The organism is Nesterenkonia haasae, from assembly GCF_010119385.1.
Classification (GTDB): domain Bacteria; phylum Actinomycetota; class Actinomycetes; order Actinomycetales; family Micrococcaceae; genus Nesterenkonia; species Nesterenkonia haasae.
In genome coordinates this window covers 102,375-118,552 of record NZ_VFIE01000024.1, presented here as the reverse complement: position 1 = coordinate 118,552, position 16,178 = coordinate 102,375, and the positions used below count along the sequence as shown (strand labels likewise).

Below are 16,178 nucleotides of genomic sequence, written 5' to 3'. Positions count from 1 at the left end.
ACCTCGTCAGCCGAGGGGGCAGTCGTCCCAGGAAGGTGCCTTTGGCGACGGTCGTGATTGACCTTGTGCGCACCCAAGATTTTTCGAATCTCGTGCTCATCGGTGATCATCACCGGTGGCTCCATCATTGGTCCACCTACCCCGGGCACTGTGGGGGAGACGAAGAACTCCCGCCTCCACATGAGGTCAGGATCAATGAGGCAACACTTGCCACCGCAGCGCATGTGAGTAGATGGCCGGGAATCAAATGTTTCTTCAGGGCATCCTTTTCCATTCATCGCGGAGTCATGGGTCTGCAGCGCCGGCAAAACCTCATGTCGCCGATGCACCCGGAGCGGTGGGCGCAGCACCGTCTAAGGCGTCCAAGGACGGGGTCGCATCAAGCAGTGTGGCGGTGTACTCGTGCTGAGGGCTCTGGAAAATTTCCTGAGCTGGACCATGTTCGACTATCTCGCCCCGGTACATGACGTGGACGTAGTCAGCGACCTTCTTGACCACTGGCAAGTCGTGGGTAATGAAGACATATCCCACGTTGAGGCGCTCCTGGAGGTCAGCCATTACACGCAGCACGCCGGCCTTCACCGAGGCATCGAGGGCTGAGACGGCTTCGTCGGCGATAATGATTTGCGGATTCAGTGCCACCGCGCGGGCAATCAGCACGCGCTGGCGCTGCCCGCCGGAGAGTTCGTGGGGAAAGCGGTCGAGGTAGTGGGATGCTGGGTCTAGGCCAACCAGCTCCAGCGCCGTGAGTGTTTTCTGCCGAATGTCGCGTTTGGTGTTCGCGGCCTTGTGCAACCGAATAACCTCGCCAATGGACTGTGAGACAGATTTTCGTGGGTTGAGGGAGCCGGCGGGATCTTGGAGAACAGCTTGCACTGTTCTACGAAAGTCGCGGCGTTGGTTCTTGCTCATGCTCTTTACATCAACTCCCCTGAGAAAGATAGTTCCCTCACTGGCCGGGTGCAGATCTAAGAGCATGCGAGCCAAAGTTGATTTGCCGGAGCCTGATTCCCCCACGATGGCGACAAACTCGCCACGCGCAGCGGTGAGATTGGCACTCTTAACAGCATGAACAGCTAGGCCGCCTCGTCCGCCGCTGCGGAAGGTTTTCGACACGTTCTTGGCTTCCAAGATCATTAGGCGACATCCTCCATTTCGAGCTTCCGGCGCAGTTCAAGTGGGATTGAATACAGGTCCACGTCCGGTTCTGAGAGACTTCGTACACTGCGAAGAAGGGCCTGTGTGTAGGGATGGTTCGGGGCCGAGAGGATTTGTGAGGTGCTGCCCGACTCCACGACCCGACCGCGGTACATGACGTAGATGCGCTCGGTCATGCTGGCGACCACCCCAATATCATGACTGATCAGAATGAGGCTGGTTTGGGTTTCTGAGACGGTGGTGGCCAGGGTCTCCAGCACGCGCTTCTGCACGGTGGTGTCGAGCGCAGTCGTGGGTTCGTCAGCGATGAGAAGTCTCGGGCGCTTAGCGATGGCGATGGCGATCAAAACGCGCTGGCGCATCCCGCCTGAGAGCTCGTGGGGGTATTTTCGCGAGACTTCCGTCGGCGAGGGAAACCCCGCAAGTCGGAGGAAGTTTAATGATTTCTCCTGCACGACAGGGTCGCGATTTTTCCACTTAGAGGGCGCAATGGATTCTTCCACCTGTCGGCCCACCCGTATCACCGGATTGAGGTATGTAAGGGGGTCCTGGAAGATCATGCCAACCTTGTGGGTGCGCACTTGCTGCCACGCCGCGGCGTCGGCTCCTATCATCTCTTCACCGTCCACAATGATGGAGCCCTCTAATTTCACTCGCGGAGAGGTGGGTAGCAGCCCGGCGATCGAGCGGCCGGTCACGGATTTACCTGAACCGGACTCACCGATAATGCCAATCTTCTCGCCCGCGAAGACCTCCAGATTTACGTGGCGCACGGCGTCGACGCTCTGTTTGCGTCCCGTGGGCAGGTTTACCGCAAGGTCGGTGACTTTGGCCAGCGGTGTGGTCTCGGGTTCTGCACTCATTACTTCACTTTGCCTATATTGGGGTTCAGCACATCGTTGAGGGCGTCGCCAAGCATGTTGACGGCCAGGACCACAATGAAGATGCATAGCCCCGGAATTGCCGCCAGCCACCAGGCGGAGGTGATGTAGGGCTGGGCGAGGTTGAGTAGCGCACCCCAGCTGGGTCGGTTGGCATCGCCGATGCCCAGGAAGGCGAGGCCTGACTCCAGGAGAATTGCCAAGCCCACGGTCATCGTGGTCGCCACCAGGACCGGGGGCATCGCGTTCGGCACCGCATCGGACCAGAAGATCCGAAAGCGGGAGAAGCCCGCGGCGCGAGCGGATTCCACATACCCTAGTTCTGCGATGCGCATGGCTTCTGCTCGGGCGATGCGAGCTACTACAGGCCACATGGTGACTGCCAAGATGCCGATAATGATCGTGACATTGGAACCCAGGAGAGCGGCAGCCACCAGAGCGAGAAGCAGCCCTGGAATGACCTGGAAGAACTCTGCAACTTTGACCAGCAGCGTGTCCACCACGCCTCCATAGAACCCAGCCAGGCCGCCGACCAGCAACCCAACGGTCATGCACAGGAGTGCCACTGTGAAGCCCACTAGTAGGGAAGTTCGGCCCCCGTAGACCACCCGGGCGAGGTAGTCCCGGCCCAAGTGATCCGTCCCAAGGGGGTTCGCACCACCAGGGGCTTGCAGTGGGGCGTGGGCCGTGGAGAAAGGGCTGCCCACAAAGTTTGGTCCGATGAAGGAGACCAAGACCATGATCACCAGGAGAGTTAGGAAGATTACGACGGCCGGTTTTCGGAGGTAGACCTTCCATGTCTGTTGCTTCGGCCGGTTTCCGCCAGTTTGAGTAATTTTGGGGACTGCGCCGTGGCTCATGATTCGCTCCCTTTCGGGCGGAATCGGGCGCGGAGACGCGGGTCCGCCAGCCCGTAGACGATGTCGGTGAGAATATTGGCGATGAGGATGCAGACGGTAATCACAATCGCGACGCCCAGCACCACAAGCGTGTCGTTGTTGTTGATGGACTCCACGAGTAGCAATCCCATGCCCGGCCAACCAAAGACGCGTTCCACCAGGACTGAACCAGCAAGGATCAGGCCCACCCCGTAGCCGGTAATGGTAATCATGGGAAGCATGGCGTTGGGCATGCCATGACGCCAGACAATTTGCCGGTAAGAGAGCCCTTTGGAACGAGCAGTGTCGACGAAGTCTTGGCCTAGGGACTCGATCATTGACGAACGCATCACTCGGATGTTGTAGGCGAACTGACTGGTCACCAGAGTGATGAGCGGCAGGACCATATGCTCGAGTGCGATTCCTGACTGCCCGTAGCTGGCTGTGCCCTGTGCCGGAAGCCAGCCCAGCTGCACGGAGAATATCGCGATCAGCATTAGCCCAAGCCAGAAATTCGGGATGGAGAACATTCCTACTGCGCCGCCGGAGATCCCAGTGTCTAGCAGAGGATTGCGAGTGCGGGCCGCGATTACGCCGAGAATAATCCCGCCCAATGTTGAAATCACTGTCGCCGGAATGGCCAGGGCGAGAGTGTTGCCCAAGCGGCCCAGGATCCGATCCAGGACCGGGGTTTGCGTAGTAAACGAGGTGCCGAGATCTCCAGTGAGGACACTTCCCATGTATATGAAATAGCGTTCGACGACGGAGCGGTCCAGCCCATAGGCCGCTACCAGTTGTTCACGGAACTGCTCTGATACTGGGGCGTCGCCCACCAGGGATTGCACCGGATCACCCGGTGCCGCCTCCAGCAGGGCGAAGAGTATTGTGATGACCACCAGCAGTAGCAGGAATGATGACCCCAGTAATTTCCCGTAGTGGATCAATACTGCTTTCATTGCCGCCTCTGTCGTGATTGGAGTAGGACCGACTTGCGCCTGATCGATGTCAGGCTTCCTTAAAGTGATACTGCTCACATTCTGGCGATGAAACAATCCTGATTCCATTCACTGGAAGTGTGGAGGGGCGCATTACATGCTTCGGCGTTCAGGGTGGCGGCAGGCCAGAGACGTGAGTCGAGATAAGACGTGCCGGGTGACGAGGAGGCTCGGTTATTCTGGCGTGGCGGCGGTTGAAGTCGATGGTGCGGAGGTCGCTGATGGTGTGGTCTGTGCAGCGTTTTATTGGCTGATTCAGGTATCCGTGGAGCAATTCTTCGTGTTCGTGTTCGTGGGCGGGGAGGATCAGGCCTGTGGCGGTGACGTTGTGTTGGAGGTGGCCGCCCATTTTGATTCGCCCGGTGTAGTTGGGGTGCGCACGTAGAGCTTCTATGTACATGACTTCGTGTTTATCGCGGACTGCTAAGTTGGGCGCTCATGTCTGTTCTGTTGTGGAGTTCCATCAGCTGGGGAAGTACGCGTTCGCGCAGATTCATGCCTTCGGAAGTGGACGCGAGGCCGAGGGTTTTTTGAGCTCAGCCGGTAGCGGTCAGTTTCGTCGGGTTCTAGCCCACTCCATTGAAGGACTTGGTTGACGAGTCAGTGGGTGGTGGTCGGTGCCAGGCCGGCTTGACGGTTGATTTTGGAGAGGGTCAGGGGGGCGGCTTTAGGTGAAGGGGTTGAGGGGTGCGAGGACCCGGGCTGATGCGGTGCGTTTGGGCTCGTCGGCGGTGCACTCCTGGTGCTGAGCGCTTTGAGTAGTGCTGGTTAGGTGGGGTCGAGCCCGAGAAGTTTCGCGGCATTGTCACGGTAGATGAGTTTTCTGGTGGCGTCGTCGTATCCGAGGGCGTCGAAGTCCTGCATCCACCGTTGGGGGGTCAGGAGGGGGAAGTCTGTGCCGAAGAGCATTTTATGTTTCAGGAGTGTGCGAGCGTATTGGACGAGATTGGGTGGGAAGTACTTCGGTGACCACCCGGAGAGGTCGATGTGCACGTGCGGTTTGTGTAGTGCTACCGAGAGAGCTTCGTCTTGCCAAGGAAACGAGGGGTGGGCGAGGATGATTTTTAGGTCGGGGAAGTCCACAGCGATGTCATCGACGTGCATCGGGTTGGAGAACTTCAGCCGAATCCCTCCTCCGGCGGGTCGTCCGGCGCCGGCGCCGGTGTGGCCGCTGTGGAATAGGGCTATCTTGCCGCTTTCTTCGATGGCTTGAAGGATGGGGTAGAAGTAGCGTTCGTTGGGATAGAAGGCTTGGGCGCTGGGGTGGAATTTGAAGCCTTGAGTTCCGGCCTCGGCGAGTCGGTGTACTTCTTTAGCCGCGCGCATGCCTCCGTGGGGGTCTACGGCGGAGAAAGGGATGATGGTGCGGGGGTATTGAGCGGAGAGTTCAAGGATTTCATTGTTGTTCACCGCATTGGGTTCACCGGTGGCCCAGCTGGAGTCTACTGAGAAGACCACGCACATCATGTGTTGTTCGCGGTAGATGGCAGCTAGGTCGTGCACGGTGGGTTTTTTGAAGGTGCGTCCGAAGTATTTTTGCATCGCTTCGTTGTGCTGGGCGTTTTCTTCGGTGTCTTGTGGGTCATCGACCGAAGCCAGTACGTGGGTGTGAACATCGATTGCGATGATGTCCTCTCTGAGTTCGATAGTCATCATGCCTCCTGCATTACGTCGGTGTTTTCAGTGGTGTTGATGTCCACTGTTGTGAGTTTGAGGTTTTCTTCCACTGGGAACCCCGCAGCGATCTCTTCTAGGGTGAATCGGCCTTGATCGTTGTGGCGTCGTAGGGCGAGGTCGGTGATGACCTGAGTGGTGCATTCGGCGGCGGCGATGGGGTAGGAGCATTCTTGGACTAGTTTTGGACGGCCTTTGGAGTCAACGTGATCCGTGCTCACGATGACGGATTTGCCTCCGACCGCGAGGTCCATGGCTCCTCCGGGGCGGCCTTGGTGGTCCCCGTTGCTGCCGACTTGGTAGGCGCCTAGTGCGACCGCATCGAGGTCTTTCCCTCGGGCGATTTCGAAAGAGGCCACTGAGTCGAAGAAACTCACTCCGGGTAGGACGTCGATGGAGTTACCACCAGCATCGTGGAAGTCTGGGTCCACTCGGTCGATATCGACGAACCCACCGCAATTGAGCATCCCATTCTCCGAGTGGAACACGACATCTCGCCCATCGAGATAGTTGACTACTTGGTTTGGTGGACCAGCGCCAAGATTGATCACACTGCTGGTGTCCAGTATTGCTGCCGCCCGGCGGCTGATCTCTGCCCGGGATAGTGGGGGTTTGCCGTTGCACTCTTGATGGGACCCAGCTGGCCGGGATGAGCGTTGGGGAAGTGAAGAGACATTGACTGCGGTGGTGGTTTTCACCACCCGGGTCACGATAACTTCTGGGAGGTGAATCTCCTCCGGCCTTAATTGCCCGACCTCGAGGATTTCTTTGACCTCGATGATGGCGGTGCGGGCCGCTTCAGCGAAGCTGTTTTTGGAGTTGCGGCTACCGCCACGGAATTGGACGTTGCCGTATCGGTCTGCACGGTAGCCACGCAGGATAGCGAAATAGGTGGTGATGCCGCGCTCTAGAATATATGTTCGCCCATCGAAGTGCCGGACATCTTTGCCTTGGGCGACCCTGGTACCAGCCCCGCCAGCGCGCATGCGTTCCACCAGGATCCAGTGCGGGACGACCTCGAAGTCCAGTGTGCCGGCCAGGATCTGTTCCTCCGCCAGAGTCGGCGGACCAGGACGGGAAGACAAACTCGCCACAAGCGTGGAGATCTGTTCATTCTCGACCAGTAACTGAGCGGTCGAGGTTCCCTGACTGCCTAACCCGTTGCAGTAAACCGTCAGGTTTTTAGCCCCCGGATCACGCGATGCTTTAAGCAACGTCGAAGGAAAACGATGCGAGTTGCCGAAGCCGGCGATGGCTACTGAGGCGCCGTGGGGAATATCTGCGAAGGCTTCGGCAGCAGATAAGACGACTTTGTCTTCCATTAGGGCCTCCAATAGTAGTGGTGAGGAATCTCAGGTAGCCGAACTGTTTAGCGGCGCGTGACAGCACCTTGCCGTTCACTACCGAGTAGGTTGCTACTGAAGTGAAATAAGCCCTTGTGTCACAGTGCCTTCTTCTGCTGCGCCGGTGTGACAAAGCGTGAAGCCGCCACCGTCGACTGAGAGGACCTGGCCAGTAATCCATCGGGCTTGGTCGGTGGAAAGGAAGAAGGCTGGTGAGGCGATCTCCCGGGTGTCCCCTTCACTCTGCAGAGCAACATTCTTACGTCGAATTTCGCGTATGTTTGCTATATCGTGGACCGTGACTTTGCGGCCTAGTTGCGGTAGCTTCGCGATGGCTTCATCAGGATTCCGAGACGTATGATCGAGAAAGAGTTACACATTTTCTGCGATGGCAGGAAGTACCCGAAGCCCATCTGACCAAACATGCTCACAGAAGTACGCCCAGACCGGTGGGCGTTCTGCGGATCCGGCTCCGTGACCTCTGCTGCGTTGATTTCTTCTGGCTCCCCTCTCTTGCGTTCACCAGGCCTCCTTGCAACCTTTGCGCGCGAGAGGCCAACGCCTCATCTCGCTCAAACCATGTGGCGGATATCACTATTCATTCAACTCAGTAGCAATGTCATGGAGAATTCCACGCTGCGGAATGTCAGCAAGGAGGCAGCGTTAGTGCTCGTTGGGTAATACCACGTGATTGAGGCTGTACGGCGTGCTCGATAGTGCTTGATTCATTATTGCTTCCATTACGGGTGTGGGTGAGAGGCAGTCGGCGCAGGCTTGTGATCCGGCTTCGATTTCTATGGTGACTTTGTTTTCCTCGTTCAAAGACCATTTCAGGTGGTAGTCATCTTTTTCCATCATCTGGCGAAAATTCTCGAGTGCGTCATTGATGGACGAGGTGTCAGTCGAGTTGCGATTAGTCATGGTGGTCCTCCTTTTCCCAATGTCACGGTGGCATTAGCGTGTGTGGTTATGGGTGGCACTTCTAATCTTGACCCTTAACCCCGTCTGAGGGCAGAGCGTGTACCGCGTGCTGGAAGAGGATGTCGCTTTGTTGTGGGACTGTTGTGCTGGTCTGGGTGTGTTTCGATTTTTCATCAATTCTGAGGAAGTCACCGTTGTCGATGATGGCTTAGGCGAACTAAGTCCAAGTAAAGCCGCGGTAACTGAGCAACACCGGGCGCGTCTTATCGCCTATCGGGAGAATCGCGGTCCAGACGTCGCGCGCAACGTGCGCTTGGCTCAGGTCCGCACCTGATACGTCTTGTTTGTGGACACGGATGTGGGTGCTTCGGACGGCAAGTATCGATTTGCTGTTACGACAATTCGTAGACGAGCAGCTGACAGCCATCGTGCCCCGGGTGGTAGCCATGCCGTAGTTCTCAGCAGAACATGGGTGCTGCGCTATAAACAGGCCCATTCCTCCGTCAGTCACGGCCAGCATCCCAGCTTGGTGCGTCCCCATGCCCCGCAGTCGTGGCAGTCCACGACTTGCCTGCTCACCCGTAATGGCGCCATGGGCGAAGGCGGAGACGCGTGTAGCGGAAGACGTCGATTTGGTGGGGCGCCTGAGTCTCTGCGTATGGCGCATCCGCTACGAACTCCGGGCAGCGGCAGCAGCCATAGTGATCGTGACGACCGGGACCAAGATGGGCAAGCTGCTCGCCAGCTAGCCTGATTTGCTTGGGCGGAGGGTGTTGGCCTTGAGGCTGACAAAGTTCGGGCTCACCGCCGTTGGTCAGGGTTCCGCGCTGGTCATCCGTCACACGTGGTCGGCCACAGTAGCCGCAAGTTTCTTTTCGTCTCGCATTCGATGGCTTCTCGTGGTGGCCGGAATCGTGGAGGCAGTCTGGAAACATTCCCGGCTCAAGCCTACGATGGACCCCGTGCGCTTTGCCCTGGCCCGCCGGCCGGACGACTTCGCCTTCGGTCTGAGTGCCCTCGAGTGTGGTGGGCGCCAGGGCGTGCAACGAAGACTATTTCAGCCACCTAAGCCCTGGAGATTGAGGCGCAAGGTGCGCAGGGCCGTGGCTAGGTGAGATCGCGAGGATTCGCTGAGTCCCTTGAGGACAGCTTCCTCGGCCTGAGCTACAGGACGCTCCACAGCCTTGAGGTGAGAGTGTCCGTGCTCTGTGAGCTGCAATAGCAGGCGCCGGGCATGTGCCGGGTCACGCTCGCGCTGCACCAGCCCCCGGGCCTGCAGGCTGGCTACAGTCTCTGCCATGGATTGAGCCTTCACGAACGAACGCCGCGCCAACTCTGATGACGTGATTCCCGGGCGCACCCGCAGCACCGACAATGCAGTGTACTGCGCTGTCGTGAAGCTGTGAGCAGATAGCGCCGCTTCCAGGGACGGACGCATCCCGGTCTCCACCAATTTGAGCATGTACATGTACCAGCCTCCAGGCATGGGCGAATCCTGGGGGTCGTCGGACGGCTCGGTCATACGCTCACCTCCGCATGGTCAGGGCACATGATGCTGCTTAGCATAACTCTGCCCTGCGGGGAGAACCTCTGATCGGCCTTTTTGCTGTAGCTGCGGATGTTTCGAATGAGAATCAACAGCTCTTTCCGAGCTCGCTCACGGAGGATAGTGCTGGCCCGACAAGGCCTTCCGATCAATCTCCTCTTGGTTCTCCGCGTATGGGGTGCCGTGAGTGTGAAACGCGGCAACTGTTTGGCGGGTACTCCGCAGGCGTTAGAGGCTCGGACTTGCGAAGACTCGTCCATCATCGAAGACCTTGCGAGTAGTGTGAAGTGTGAACTGAGGTGGACGTGCCGCGCCTTGACCAGTCGGGGGCGCTTGAGACCTGAACGTGCACGGTTAACGCGCCACCAGGGTGCCCGGTCTCATATGCAACGGAGTCGGGGAGCCGCGACGTGTCCGAGCCGACTGTGTCTGGGAGCCTTACGCCTGCCGCGACGGAGGCCGCAATATGCACGCCTGCTCGATCACCTCGCGCAGTTCTGAGCCTGCCTCAAGTTCGGCTGGTGGCTCGTCACCCGTGACACCGATTCGGTGGGACGTAGCAGATCGACCGGCATGCCGTTGTCGACGAGGGTGGCAGAGTGGCCCGCGACGGTGTCTGAGGTGTGACCCGTGGGAGAAAGTGAACGATGGCCGTCGAATTTCAGCTCGACGCCCGCTGCAGTGCCGGGGTCACTATCGATCTCAGTGTCACGGTCGTACTCGGGGAGTCCATCCCTGGGCAGACAAAACCGTGCCGTCGCGAGGTCACCGGTGTTGTACAGGCGGATGCGAACGGTTGCGGTTTTCCCGTGCATCTTCACAAATCCACAGCTGCCTGGAAGAACAGGTAGTTGACATCGATACCAGCCTCGGCGGAGGTGGAGACGACTGCTATCTTGCTCGTCGGTGGGTGACCGCCGCCGATCCCATCGATTTGAGGTGGATCCGGGCTTCTCATGATCCAAGAATTCACTCTCGGTGCCCGAGGCCGCTGCCGCGGCTTCTGCCTCTTGACGAAGTGTCGTCGCACCGGTAGCGCCACCGCGCGCCAGACATGTCGGCTGCGTGGGTGCTGATACCTAGAAGAGTATTGACGGTGTCTGCCGTGGAATTCCTGTTCGCCCACCAGGGACGCATTGGATAGATCTGTGAACCGCGACATCCAAGCACTACCACTTTTTTCGCACAGGGGCCAGCGCGGCACCTCCGAATGGAGGGCGGTGAAAGCAGCGACCGCCGGCGGCGGTTGGACGCTGCCGGATGTGAGCGAGAGTCTGTTTCGGCCCAATGAATAAGGGAGGCTCCATAGCGGGCTGCGCCAGCAGTCGCAGGTAGAGTTGGGGCCATGCCTGCCATCTCACCTGCACTGTTGGAGGCCGCAGAGTCGCGGCTGGACCAGATCGTCGCTGATATTCAAACACTCGTCGAGGTCGAAACGCCGTCCGATGACAAGGACGCCGTCGCCGAGGGCGCGGCAGTAGTCGCAGACCTTATGGTCGAGCGTCTCGGTCTCGAGCCTGAGCCGATCGTGGTCGACGATGTCACTCACCTGCGGCTTCGAGTCGGCACAGATAAGCCAAAAGTCGTGTTGGTCAACCACCAGGACACCGTGTGGCCTACAGGAACCTTGGCACGCAAACCCTTCAGCAATGATGGCCACGCGCTGCGTGGCCCCGGCGTGTTCGATATGCTCACCGGCCTGGTGATGTCTATCCACGCCGCCAAACTGCTCCAGGAGATGGGGCACAGCCTCTACGGCTTGAGCATCATGGTCACCGGAGACGAAGAACTGGGTTCCGTCACCTCCAGAGACCTCCTGCTGGACGAGTCTTCAGCGGCACGCGCCGCATTCGTCATGGAAGGTGCGCTCGACACCTCGCTCAAAGTCGCCCGCAAAGGCACATCCAACTACACGGTGTCTGTCACCGGCGTCGCTGCTCATGCTGGGCTGGACCCGGAGAAGGGTATCAACGCGGGCATCGCCCTCGGCTTGCTGCTGCCTGACATCGCCGCCCTGGGTGACCACACCCTAGGCACCACCGTGACACCTACCGTGATGCGGGCAGGCACGACGACGAACACTGTGCCTGACTACGCTGAAGTGGTGGTTGACGCCCGCGCGACCACCAGCGCTGAGCAGGAGCGGGTCGACGAGCAGATTCGGGCGTTGACCTCCCAGATGAACGGAGCTCACGTAGAGGTCACCGGTGGAGTCAATCGCCCACCGATGGAACGCAGCTCAGCCGATGTGCTTTTCGAGCGCGCTCAAAAGGTGGCTGCGGCGCTGAACATCGGAGAACTCAGCGGCGAAGAGGTCGGAGGCGCCTCCGACGGCAACTTCACCGCCGCGGCGGGAATTCCCACTCTCGACGGAATGGGTGCCTGTGGATCGGGAGCGCATGCCGAACACGAACACGCTCTCGTGGACTACATCGCTCCGCGCACAGCGCTGCTGGCCGGACTGATCGCCGCGCACCTGGACCCACCGGCTGCCGGCTGACCCGACTGGGACAGTGACCGTGGAACAGGCACAGCAAGAGGCAGCGCGGGCAGCGGCCTCCGCCGGCGTCGTCGTGCGGTGCCTGCACAGCCCCGAGCAGATGCAGCGGGCTGTGGAAGTACTGGCCGAGATCTGGGCCCCTGGCGGACGCGGAGAGCCCCCAGTTGAAGCAGGACTGTTAGTCGCTCTGGAACACGCGGGAAACTACGTGTCCGGTGCCTACTCAGCTGATGAGCTCATCGGGGTCACCGTCGGATTCTTCGGGGCGCCGGATGCGAATACCGGACGCTTGCAGGTGATGCACTCCCATATCGCCGGGGTCCTGCCGTCCCATGCGCGCGGGGGAGTCGGAGCCGCGATGAAACTCCACCAGCGCGCATGGTGCCTTGAGCAGGGGGTCACCACGATGGAGTGGACCTTCGATCCGCTCATAGTGCGAAACGCCCGGTTCAACCTTCATAAGCTCGGGGCTCGGCTCGCCGAATACCTTCCGCAGTTCTACGGAGAAATGCGTGACGGCATCAACGCCGGACAGGGCAGTGATCGAGTCCTGGTCAGGTGGCAGCTTAGCGATCCTGAACGACCCACTGAGCGGGAGCCGGAGCGGATCCTGCTGGAACCTGACGGCAGCAACGCCGCCTGTTTAGCTGTTGAGCCTGGTCAGGTTGTGACTGCAGCGGGGGAGGTCGGCGTCGTCGGACTCAGGGTTCCCCAGGACATTGCCGCCTTGCGGGCCGAACGGCCCGAAGTGGCTGCCCAGTGGCGAACCGCTCTGCGCGAGGTCATGCACCCACTGATGAGATCAGGATGGTCGGTCAGTAACGTGCGGCCCGACGGTCTTTACCTCCTCAGTCGCTGATTCGTCCGAAGTTGACCGCCCGAGAGAAAGGACCAAGTCATGCCAGAGACTCCCTCATTTGTGCTGGAAAAAGCCAATGAGCCCCTTCATGCCGACACGATCAGCGTGGCCGCGCCCCGCGCGGAAGAAGTGTTGATCGAAGTGGCCGCCTGCGGTGTGTGCCACACCGACCTCCACGTGATCAAAGATGAGGTGGCTTTCCCGACGCCTGCCGTCCTGGGTCACGAAGTGTCAGGGATCGTCCGTGAGGTGGGGGAAGGGGTGACTCACGTGAAGCCCGGGGACCGTGTAGCCTGCAGCTTCATCATGCCCTGCGGGACGTGCCGGCACTGCGAGAAGGGTTTGGAGGACATCTGTGAGAACTTCTTCAACTTCAACCGGCTGGCCGGTCAGCTCTACGACGGCAGCACCAGGCTCAGCCGGAACGGACAAGACATCGCCATGTATTCAATGGCCGGACATGCCCAGCACTGCGTAGTGCCTTCTCGAGCAGTTTTCGCTCTTCCCGAGACCGTGAATCTGCTCGACGCCGCCGTGCTCGGGTGCAGCCTATTTACCGGGTATGGCGCGGTGAGGGCCGTCGCAGATCTTAAACCCGGGGAGACTGTGGCCGTGATCGCCGCCGGCGGCGTGGGATTAAGCATTGTCCATCTCGCGCAAGCTGCCGGGGCCGAGCGCGTGATCGCCATCGACATTGACGATGACAAGCTGGCGCTCGCCCGCGAACTGGGGGCCACTGATGTGATCAATTCGGCCGAGACTGACCCGGTGGCCTCGGTCACCGAGATGCTGGGTCATGGGGTCGACGTAGCGTTTGAGGCTCTCGGATCGGTGCCGACGGTGCGACTGGCTGTCGACATACTTGATGACGGGGGGCGTGCGGTGCTCGCAGGCATTGCGCCAGCCGGTCACACCATGGATGTCGACATCACGAAGGTCGTGCGCCGGAAACTGCAGATTCTAGGATCCTTCGGCGCTCCGGCCTCGACCGCGATGCCGGAGGTCATCAAGCTGGCTTCTCTGGGGAAAATAGCCCTCGAGAAGCTCATCACCCACCGGTTCAGGTTCGAGCAGACGGCCGAGGCCTACCAGCTGCTCAATGAACGGAAGATCCTCGGCCGGGGCCTGATTGAAACTAATCCTCACGTCGCCTGAGCCTGCTGTGGCATCTCAGGCTCGGTTTTGTCGCAGAATCGCGACGAAGGGAACTGTGGAGACCGCGGCCAGCGCAACAATGGCCGCTCCGAGCCACACGGGTGGGTGGGCCAGCACCTCGTACCAGCCGCCCACAGCGTTAGCGAGTACGTGGTCGACAGAGAATCCACCGCCTCCGGTAAAGCCCAGCACCCCGGCGCAAGCAGCAAGCACATAGGGGTACTCGCCACCACCAGCCACATTCCAGAATCGTCCAGAGTTCATGTGCATTGTCATCCCTGCAACGGCCATCGTGCCAGCTGCCAGCAGAGCGCCCAGCGGGGTGAGGAACCCGGTGACCAGAAGCGTGGCCGCGGTGAGTTCGGCGACTCCTGCCGCGGCCACCAAGGGCCTCCCGGGTCGCAGCCCAAGACTCGAGAAGACCTCTCCCTGCTTGGTGAGACCGTTGCCTCCGAACCAGCCGGTGAGCTTCTGCATTGCGTGTGTGAAGAGGATGGTCGCTAGGACCAGCCGCAGGATCAGCAGTCCGATTTCCACGCCCTAACCTTCCGTCCAGGTTCCACATGTGAATACAGCGTGCGTCATTCAGGTCGTCCTCCACCCTGCGCCGTATGTGTGGTGTCGGTGCGGTACTCAGTGTAAGTGTATGGGTTGTCCAGAATCTTGGTTTCAGGAACCTCCGGGTACATACCGGCCTCCCACTCCTGCTGCCCCAACTCAGCGCGGATGTAGTCCACGGTTTCCTCCACGGCACGGCGCACTTTCGCCAAATCGACATCCACCAGTTTGTGCTGGTGCTTGACGATTTTCCCGCCCACCAGCACAGTATGTACGTCCCCGCGATGGGCCTGGAACACTACATGTCCGTGCGGGTTGAGAATGGGGAACATGGCAGGCGATTCATCGTTCTTGATGAGCACCACATCGGCTTTCTTGCCCGCCTCCAGGGAGCCGAGGGTGTCCTCCAGCCCCAGGGCCTTGGCGCCACCACGGGTTGCCCATTCCACGACCTCATCGGTGCGAAGCCCCAGGTTGGTGCACGTGTCCCCGGCGGCATGGTGCTCGAAATGCTCGCGCGCGCGGTCTGCGCTCAGGGTGGCGCGCATTGAGGCGAAAGCATCGGCGCTCCACCACACGGAGGTGTCCACTGAAAGTGAGACTGGCACACCGTGTTTCCGCAGTGCCCAGGAGCTGGGGTAGCCCTGGCCGCACGAGGACTCAGACTCTGAGGAGACTGAAGCGGAGCCACCGGTTGCGGCAATGCGTTGGTAAGAGTCCGCTGAGAGGGTGGCGGCGTGTACGTAGACGTTCTTCTCGTTCATGAATCCGTGCTCGTGCATCAGCCGGATGCCGTCGTCATTGGTGGCTCCCCACACCCCCGCATGAGTTGTCACGGCCACATCCAGTTCCCGCGCAACTTCGAAGGCGGTTTTCTCTGGAAACTCAGGGTCTCCGGTGACGTCGAAAGCCAGTTGGAACCCGAGCATTTCATCGCCCAGCTGTCCGCCGGAGCGGGGAATACGACGCTCCACGAAATCACGGAATTCGGGTGTCGTCGTCCATTCCCAAGGGCCGCCGTGGATGTTGCCGTAGGCGAAGATGAATCGACCGTCTACCTCTTGGAGGGCGTCTACCGCAGCATCGGCATGTTCCACGGTGGAGAGTCCGTGTGACCAGTCCACCGAGGTAGTGACTCCGGCGTCGATCGCCTCCACTGCCGAGAGCAGGTTACCCGCGTAGATGTCCTGGGGGCGGAATTTCTTGCCGTGCTCCAGGTAGTTCCATACGAAGTACTGGGTCAGAGTCCAGTCCGCGCCGTAGCCACGCATGGCGGTCTGCCACATATGCCGGTGCGTGTCGATGAAGCCGGGCACGATGATGCCGCCGGAAGCGTCGATGACCTGGGTGCCCTCGGGAGGCTCAAGCGCCACGCCGATGCGCTCGATGGTGTCACCAACCACCAAGACGTCTGCTCCCTCAAGGACAGAGCGCTCAGCGTCCATAGTGAGTACAGTTCCGTTGCTGAACAGCACCGGCGCACCTTGGCGGGAATTAACAACGACGGGATGCTCAGCTGCAGTCCCCATAACGGCCTCCTAAGGATGAAAATAAATGATGTGACTCGGGTCACGATAACACTGCGTCCGCACAGTGGACAAGAGTCCGTTCATGAATTGTGAAGCTCACTCTGCGGACAACGGGAGCTTCAAAGATCACTGGATTACATCCAATGACGCCTCTTGACACGACGCTAGGCGTGATGTGAAG

General features: G+C 59.7%; 18 protein-coding genes and 1 pseudogene. 5 read left to right on the top strand and 14 right to left on the bottom strand.

What is annotated here, in order from left to right; genetic code table 11:
* Positions 1 to 312 precede the first annotated feature (312 nt).
* The 9 genes and pseudogenes from FH975_RS12510 to FH975_RS12470 all read right to left on the bottom strand — a co-directional run bounded on the left by FH975_RS12510 (position 313) and on the right by FH975_RS12470 (position 7,850).
* On the bottom strand, positions 313 to 1,137 hold the full coding sequence (locus FH975_RS12510; RefSeq protein ID WP_162321635.1) for an ABC transporter ATP-binding protein: 825 nt from the start codon (positions 1,135 to 1,137) through the stop codon (positions 313 to 315).
* Positions 1,137 to 2,021: an ABC transporter ATP-binding protein gene (locus FH975_RS12505; protein ID WP_162321634.1), complete on the bottom strand. Its 885-nt coding sequence runs from the start codon at positions 2,019 to 2,021 to the stop codon at positions 1,137 to 1,139. Before FH975_RS12505 ends, FH975_RS12510 begins: the two co-directional genes overlap by 1 nt.
* Positions 2,021 to 2,899 (bottom strand): ABC transporter permease, encoded by an 879-nt coding sequence (locus FH975_RS12500; protein ID WP_162321633.1) that lies wholly within the window; start codon positions 2,897 to 2,899, stop codon positions 2,021 to 2,023. Before FH975_RS12500 ends, FH975_RS12505 begins: the two co-directional genes overlap by 1 nt.
* Entirely contained in the window at positions 2,896 to 3,873 is a 978-nt protein-coding gene (locus tag FH975_RS12495) for an ABC transporter permease (protein ID WP_162321632.1), read from the bottom strand. The genes FH975_RS12500 and FH975_RS12495 overlap by 4 nt, the downstream gene beginning before the upstream one ends.
* A 148-nt stretch (positions 3,874 to 4,021) precedes the next feature.
* A pseudogene (locus FH975_RS12490) lies at positions 4,022 to 4,330 on the bottom strand (hypothetical protein); the annotation flags it as partial.
* Positions 4,331 to 4,680: 350 nt separating this feature from the next.
* Positions 4,681 to 5,568 carry an amidohydrolase family protein gene (locus FH975_RS12485; protein ID WP_235928711.1) on the bottom strand — a complete coding sequence of 296 codons (888 nt, stop codon included), beginning with the start codon at positions 5,566 to 5,568 and terminating at the stop codon, positions 4,681 to 4,683.
* On the bottom strand, positions 5,565 to 6,908 hold the full coding sequence (locus FH975_RS12480; RefSeq protein WP_162321630.1) for a 3-oxoacid CoA-transferase subunit A: 1,344 nt from the start codon (positions 6,906 to 6,908) through the stop codon (positions 5,565 to 5,567). Before FH975_RS12480 ends, FH975_RS12485 begins: the two co-directional genes overlap by 4 nt.
* A 93-nt stretch (positions 6,909 to 7,001) precedes the next feature.
* Complete coding sequence (locus FH975_RS17095; RefSeq protein WP_407938633.1) at positions 7,002 to 7,208, bottom strand: SDR family oxidoreductase; 207 nt, start codon at positions 7,206 to 7,208, stop codon at positions 7,002 to 7,004.
* 384 nt (positions 7,209 to 7,592) lie between these two features.
* Positions 7,593 to 7,850: a hypothetical protein gene (locus FH975_RS12470; protein WP_162321629.1), complete on the bottom strand. Its 258-nt coding sequence runs from the start codon at positions 7,848 to 7,850 to the stop codon at positions 7,593 to 7,595.
* Positions 7,851 to 7,956: 106 nt separating this feature from the next.
* Between FH975_RS12470 and FH975_RS12465 the strand changes: the two genes are divergently transcribed.
* A complete protein-coding gene (locus tag FH975_RS12465) occupies positions 7,957 to 8,184 on the top strand; it encodes a hypothetical protein (RefSeq protein WP_162321628.1) in 228 nt (75 codons plus the stop codon).
* Positions 8,185 to 8,389: 205 nt separating this feature from the next.
* On the top strand, positions 8,390 to 8,599 hold the full coding sequence (locus FH975_RS12460; protein ID WP_162321627.1) for a hypothetical protein: 210 nt from the start codon (positions 8,390 to 8,392) through the stop codon (positions 8,597 to 8,599).
* A gap of 308 nt (positions 8,600 to 8,907) precedes the next feature.
* Here FH975_RS12460 and FH975_RS12455 read toward each other — a convergent pair whose 3' ends face one another.
* The 3 genes from FH975_RS12455 to FH975_RS12445 all read right to left on the bottom strand — a co-directional run bounded on the left by FH975_RS12455 (position 8,908) and on the right by FH975_RS12445 (position 10,354).
* A complete protein-coding gene (locus FH975_RS12455; protein WP_162321626.1) occupies positions 8,908 to 9,372 on the bottom strand; it encodes a MarR family winged helix-turn-helix transcriptional regulator in 465 nt (154 codons plus the stop codon).
* Between the two features lie 506 nt (positions 9,373 to 9,878).
* Positions 9,879 to 10,211, bottom strand: coding sequence for a 2-methylaconitate cis-trans isomerase PrpF family protein (locus FH975_RS12450; protein WP_162321625.1), 333 nt, complete (start codon positions 10,209 to 10,211; stop codon positions 9,879 to 9,881).
* 2 nt (positions 10,212 to 10,213) lie between these two features.
* Complete coding sequence (locus FH975_RS12445) at positions 10,214 to 10,354, bottom strand: PrpF domain-containing protein (protein ID WP_162321624.1); 141 nt, start codon at positions 10,352 to 10,354, stop codon at positions 10,214 to 10,216.
* A gap of 387 nt (positions 10,355 to 10,741) precedes the next feature.
* Between FH975_RS12445 and FH975_RS12440 the strand changes: the two genes are divergently transcribed.
* The 3 genes from FH975_RS12440 to FH975_RS12430 are packed head-to-tail and all read left to right on the top strand — an operon-like array spanning position 10,742 to position 13,910.
* Positions 10,742 to 11,896 carry a M20 family metallopeptidase gene (locus tag FH975_RS12440; protein WP_162321623.1) on the top strand — a complete coding sequence of 385 codons (1,155 nt, stop codon included), beginning with the start codon at positions 10,742 to 10,744 and terminating at the stop codon, positions 11,894 to 11,896.
* Positions 11,897 to 11,915: 19 nt separating this feature from the next.
* Complete coding sequence (locus FH975_RS12435; RefSeq protein ID WP_235928710.1) at positions 11,916 to 12,755, top strand: hypothetical protein; 840 nt, start codon at positions 11,916 to 11,918, stop codon at positions 12,753 to 12,755.
* Positions 12,756 to 12,794: 39 nt separating this feature from the next.
* Entirely contained in the window at positions 12,795 to 13,910 is a 1,116-nt protein-coding gene (locus FH975_RS12430) for a zinc-binding dehydrogenase (protein ID WP_162321622.1), read from the top strand.
* A 15-nt stretch (positions 13,911 to 13,925) separates the two neighbouring features.
* On the opposite strand, the gene FH975_RS12425 is transcribed toward FH975_RS12430, so the two are convergent.
* Together FH975_RS12425 and FH975_RS12420 are read right to left on the bottom strand one after the other, a co-directional pair.
* Positions 13,926 to 14,447, bottom strand: a complete 522-nt coding sequence (locus FH975_RS12425) for a DoxX family protein (RefSeq protein ID WP_162321621.1) — start codon at positions 14,445 to 14,447, stop codon at positions 13,926 to 13,928.
* 44 nt (positions 14,448 to 14,491) lie between these two features.
* Positions 14,492 to 15,997, bottom strand: coding sequence for an amidohydrolase family protein (locus tag FH975_RS12420; RefSeq protein ID WP_162321620.1), 1,506 nt, complete (start codon positions 15,995 to 15,997; stop codon positions 14,492 to 14,494).
* Positions 15,998 to 16,178: the final 181 nt, after the last annotated feature.

Coding starts and splice junctions, on each gene's coding strand:
- FH975_RS12495 (WP_162321632.1), bottom strand. CDS start 3,873: ATGAAAGCAGTATTGATCCACTACGGGAAATTACTGGGGTCATCATTC.
- FH975_RS12510 (WP_162321635.1), bottom strand. CDS start 1,137: ATGATCTTGGAAGCCAAGAACGTGTCGAAAACCTTCCGCAGCGGCGGA.
- FH975_RS12480 (WP_162321630.1), bottom strand. CDS start 6,908: ATGGAAGACAAAGTCGTCTTATCTGCTGCCGAAGCCTTCGCAGATATT.
- FH975_RS12445 (WP_162321624.1), bottom strand. CDS start 10,354: ATGAGAAGCCCGGATCCACCTCAAATCGATGGGATCGGCGGCGGTCAC.
- FH975_RS12450 (WP_162321625.1), bottom strand. CDS start 10,211: ATGCACGGGAAAACCGCAACCGTTCGCATCCGCCTGTACAACACCGGT.
- FH975_RS12455 (WP_162321626.1), bottom strand. CDS start 9,372: ATGACCGAGCCGTCCGACGACCCCCAGGATTCGCCCATGCCTGGAGGC.
- FH975_RS12420 (WP_162321620.1), bottom strand. CDS start 15,997: ATGGGGACTGCAGCTGAGCATCCCGTCGTTGTTAATTCCCGCCAAGGT.
- FH975_RS12500 (WP_162321633.1), bottom strand. CDS start 2,899: ATGAGCCACGGCGCAGTCCCCAAAATTACTCAAACTGGCGGAAACCGG.
- FH975_RS12470 (WP_162321629.1), bottom strand. CDS start 7,850: ATGACTAATCGCAACTCGACTGACACCTCGTCCATCAATGACGCACTC.
- FH975_RS12430 (WP_162321622.1), top strand. CDS start 12,795: ATGCCAGAGACTCCCTCATTTGTGCTGGAAAAAGCCAATGAGCCCCTT.
- FH975_RS12440 (WP_162321623.1), top strand. CDS start 10,742: ATGCCTGCCATCTCACCTGCACTGTTGGAGGCCGCAGAGTCGCGGCTG.
- FH975_RS12460 (WP_162321627.1), top strand. CDS start 8,390: ATGCCCCGCAGTCGTGGCAGTCCACGACTTGCCTGCTCACCCGTAATG.
- FH975_RS12485 (WP_235928711.1), bottom strand. CDS start 5,568: ATGATGACTATCGAACTCAGAGAGGACATCATCGCAATCGATGTTCAC.
- FH975_RS12505 (WP_162321634.1), bottom strand. CDS start 2,021: ATGAGTGCAGAACCCGAGACCACACCGCTGGCCAAAGTCACCGACCTT.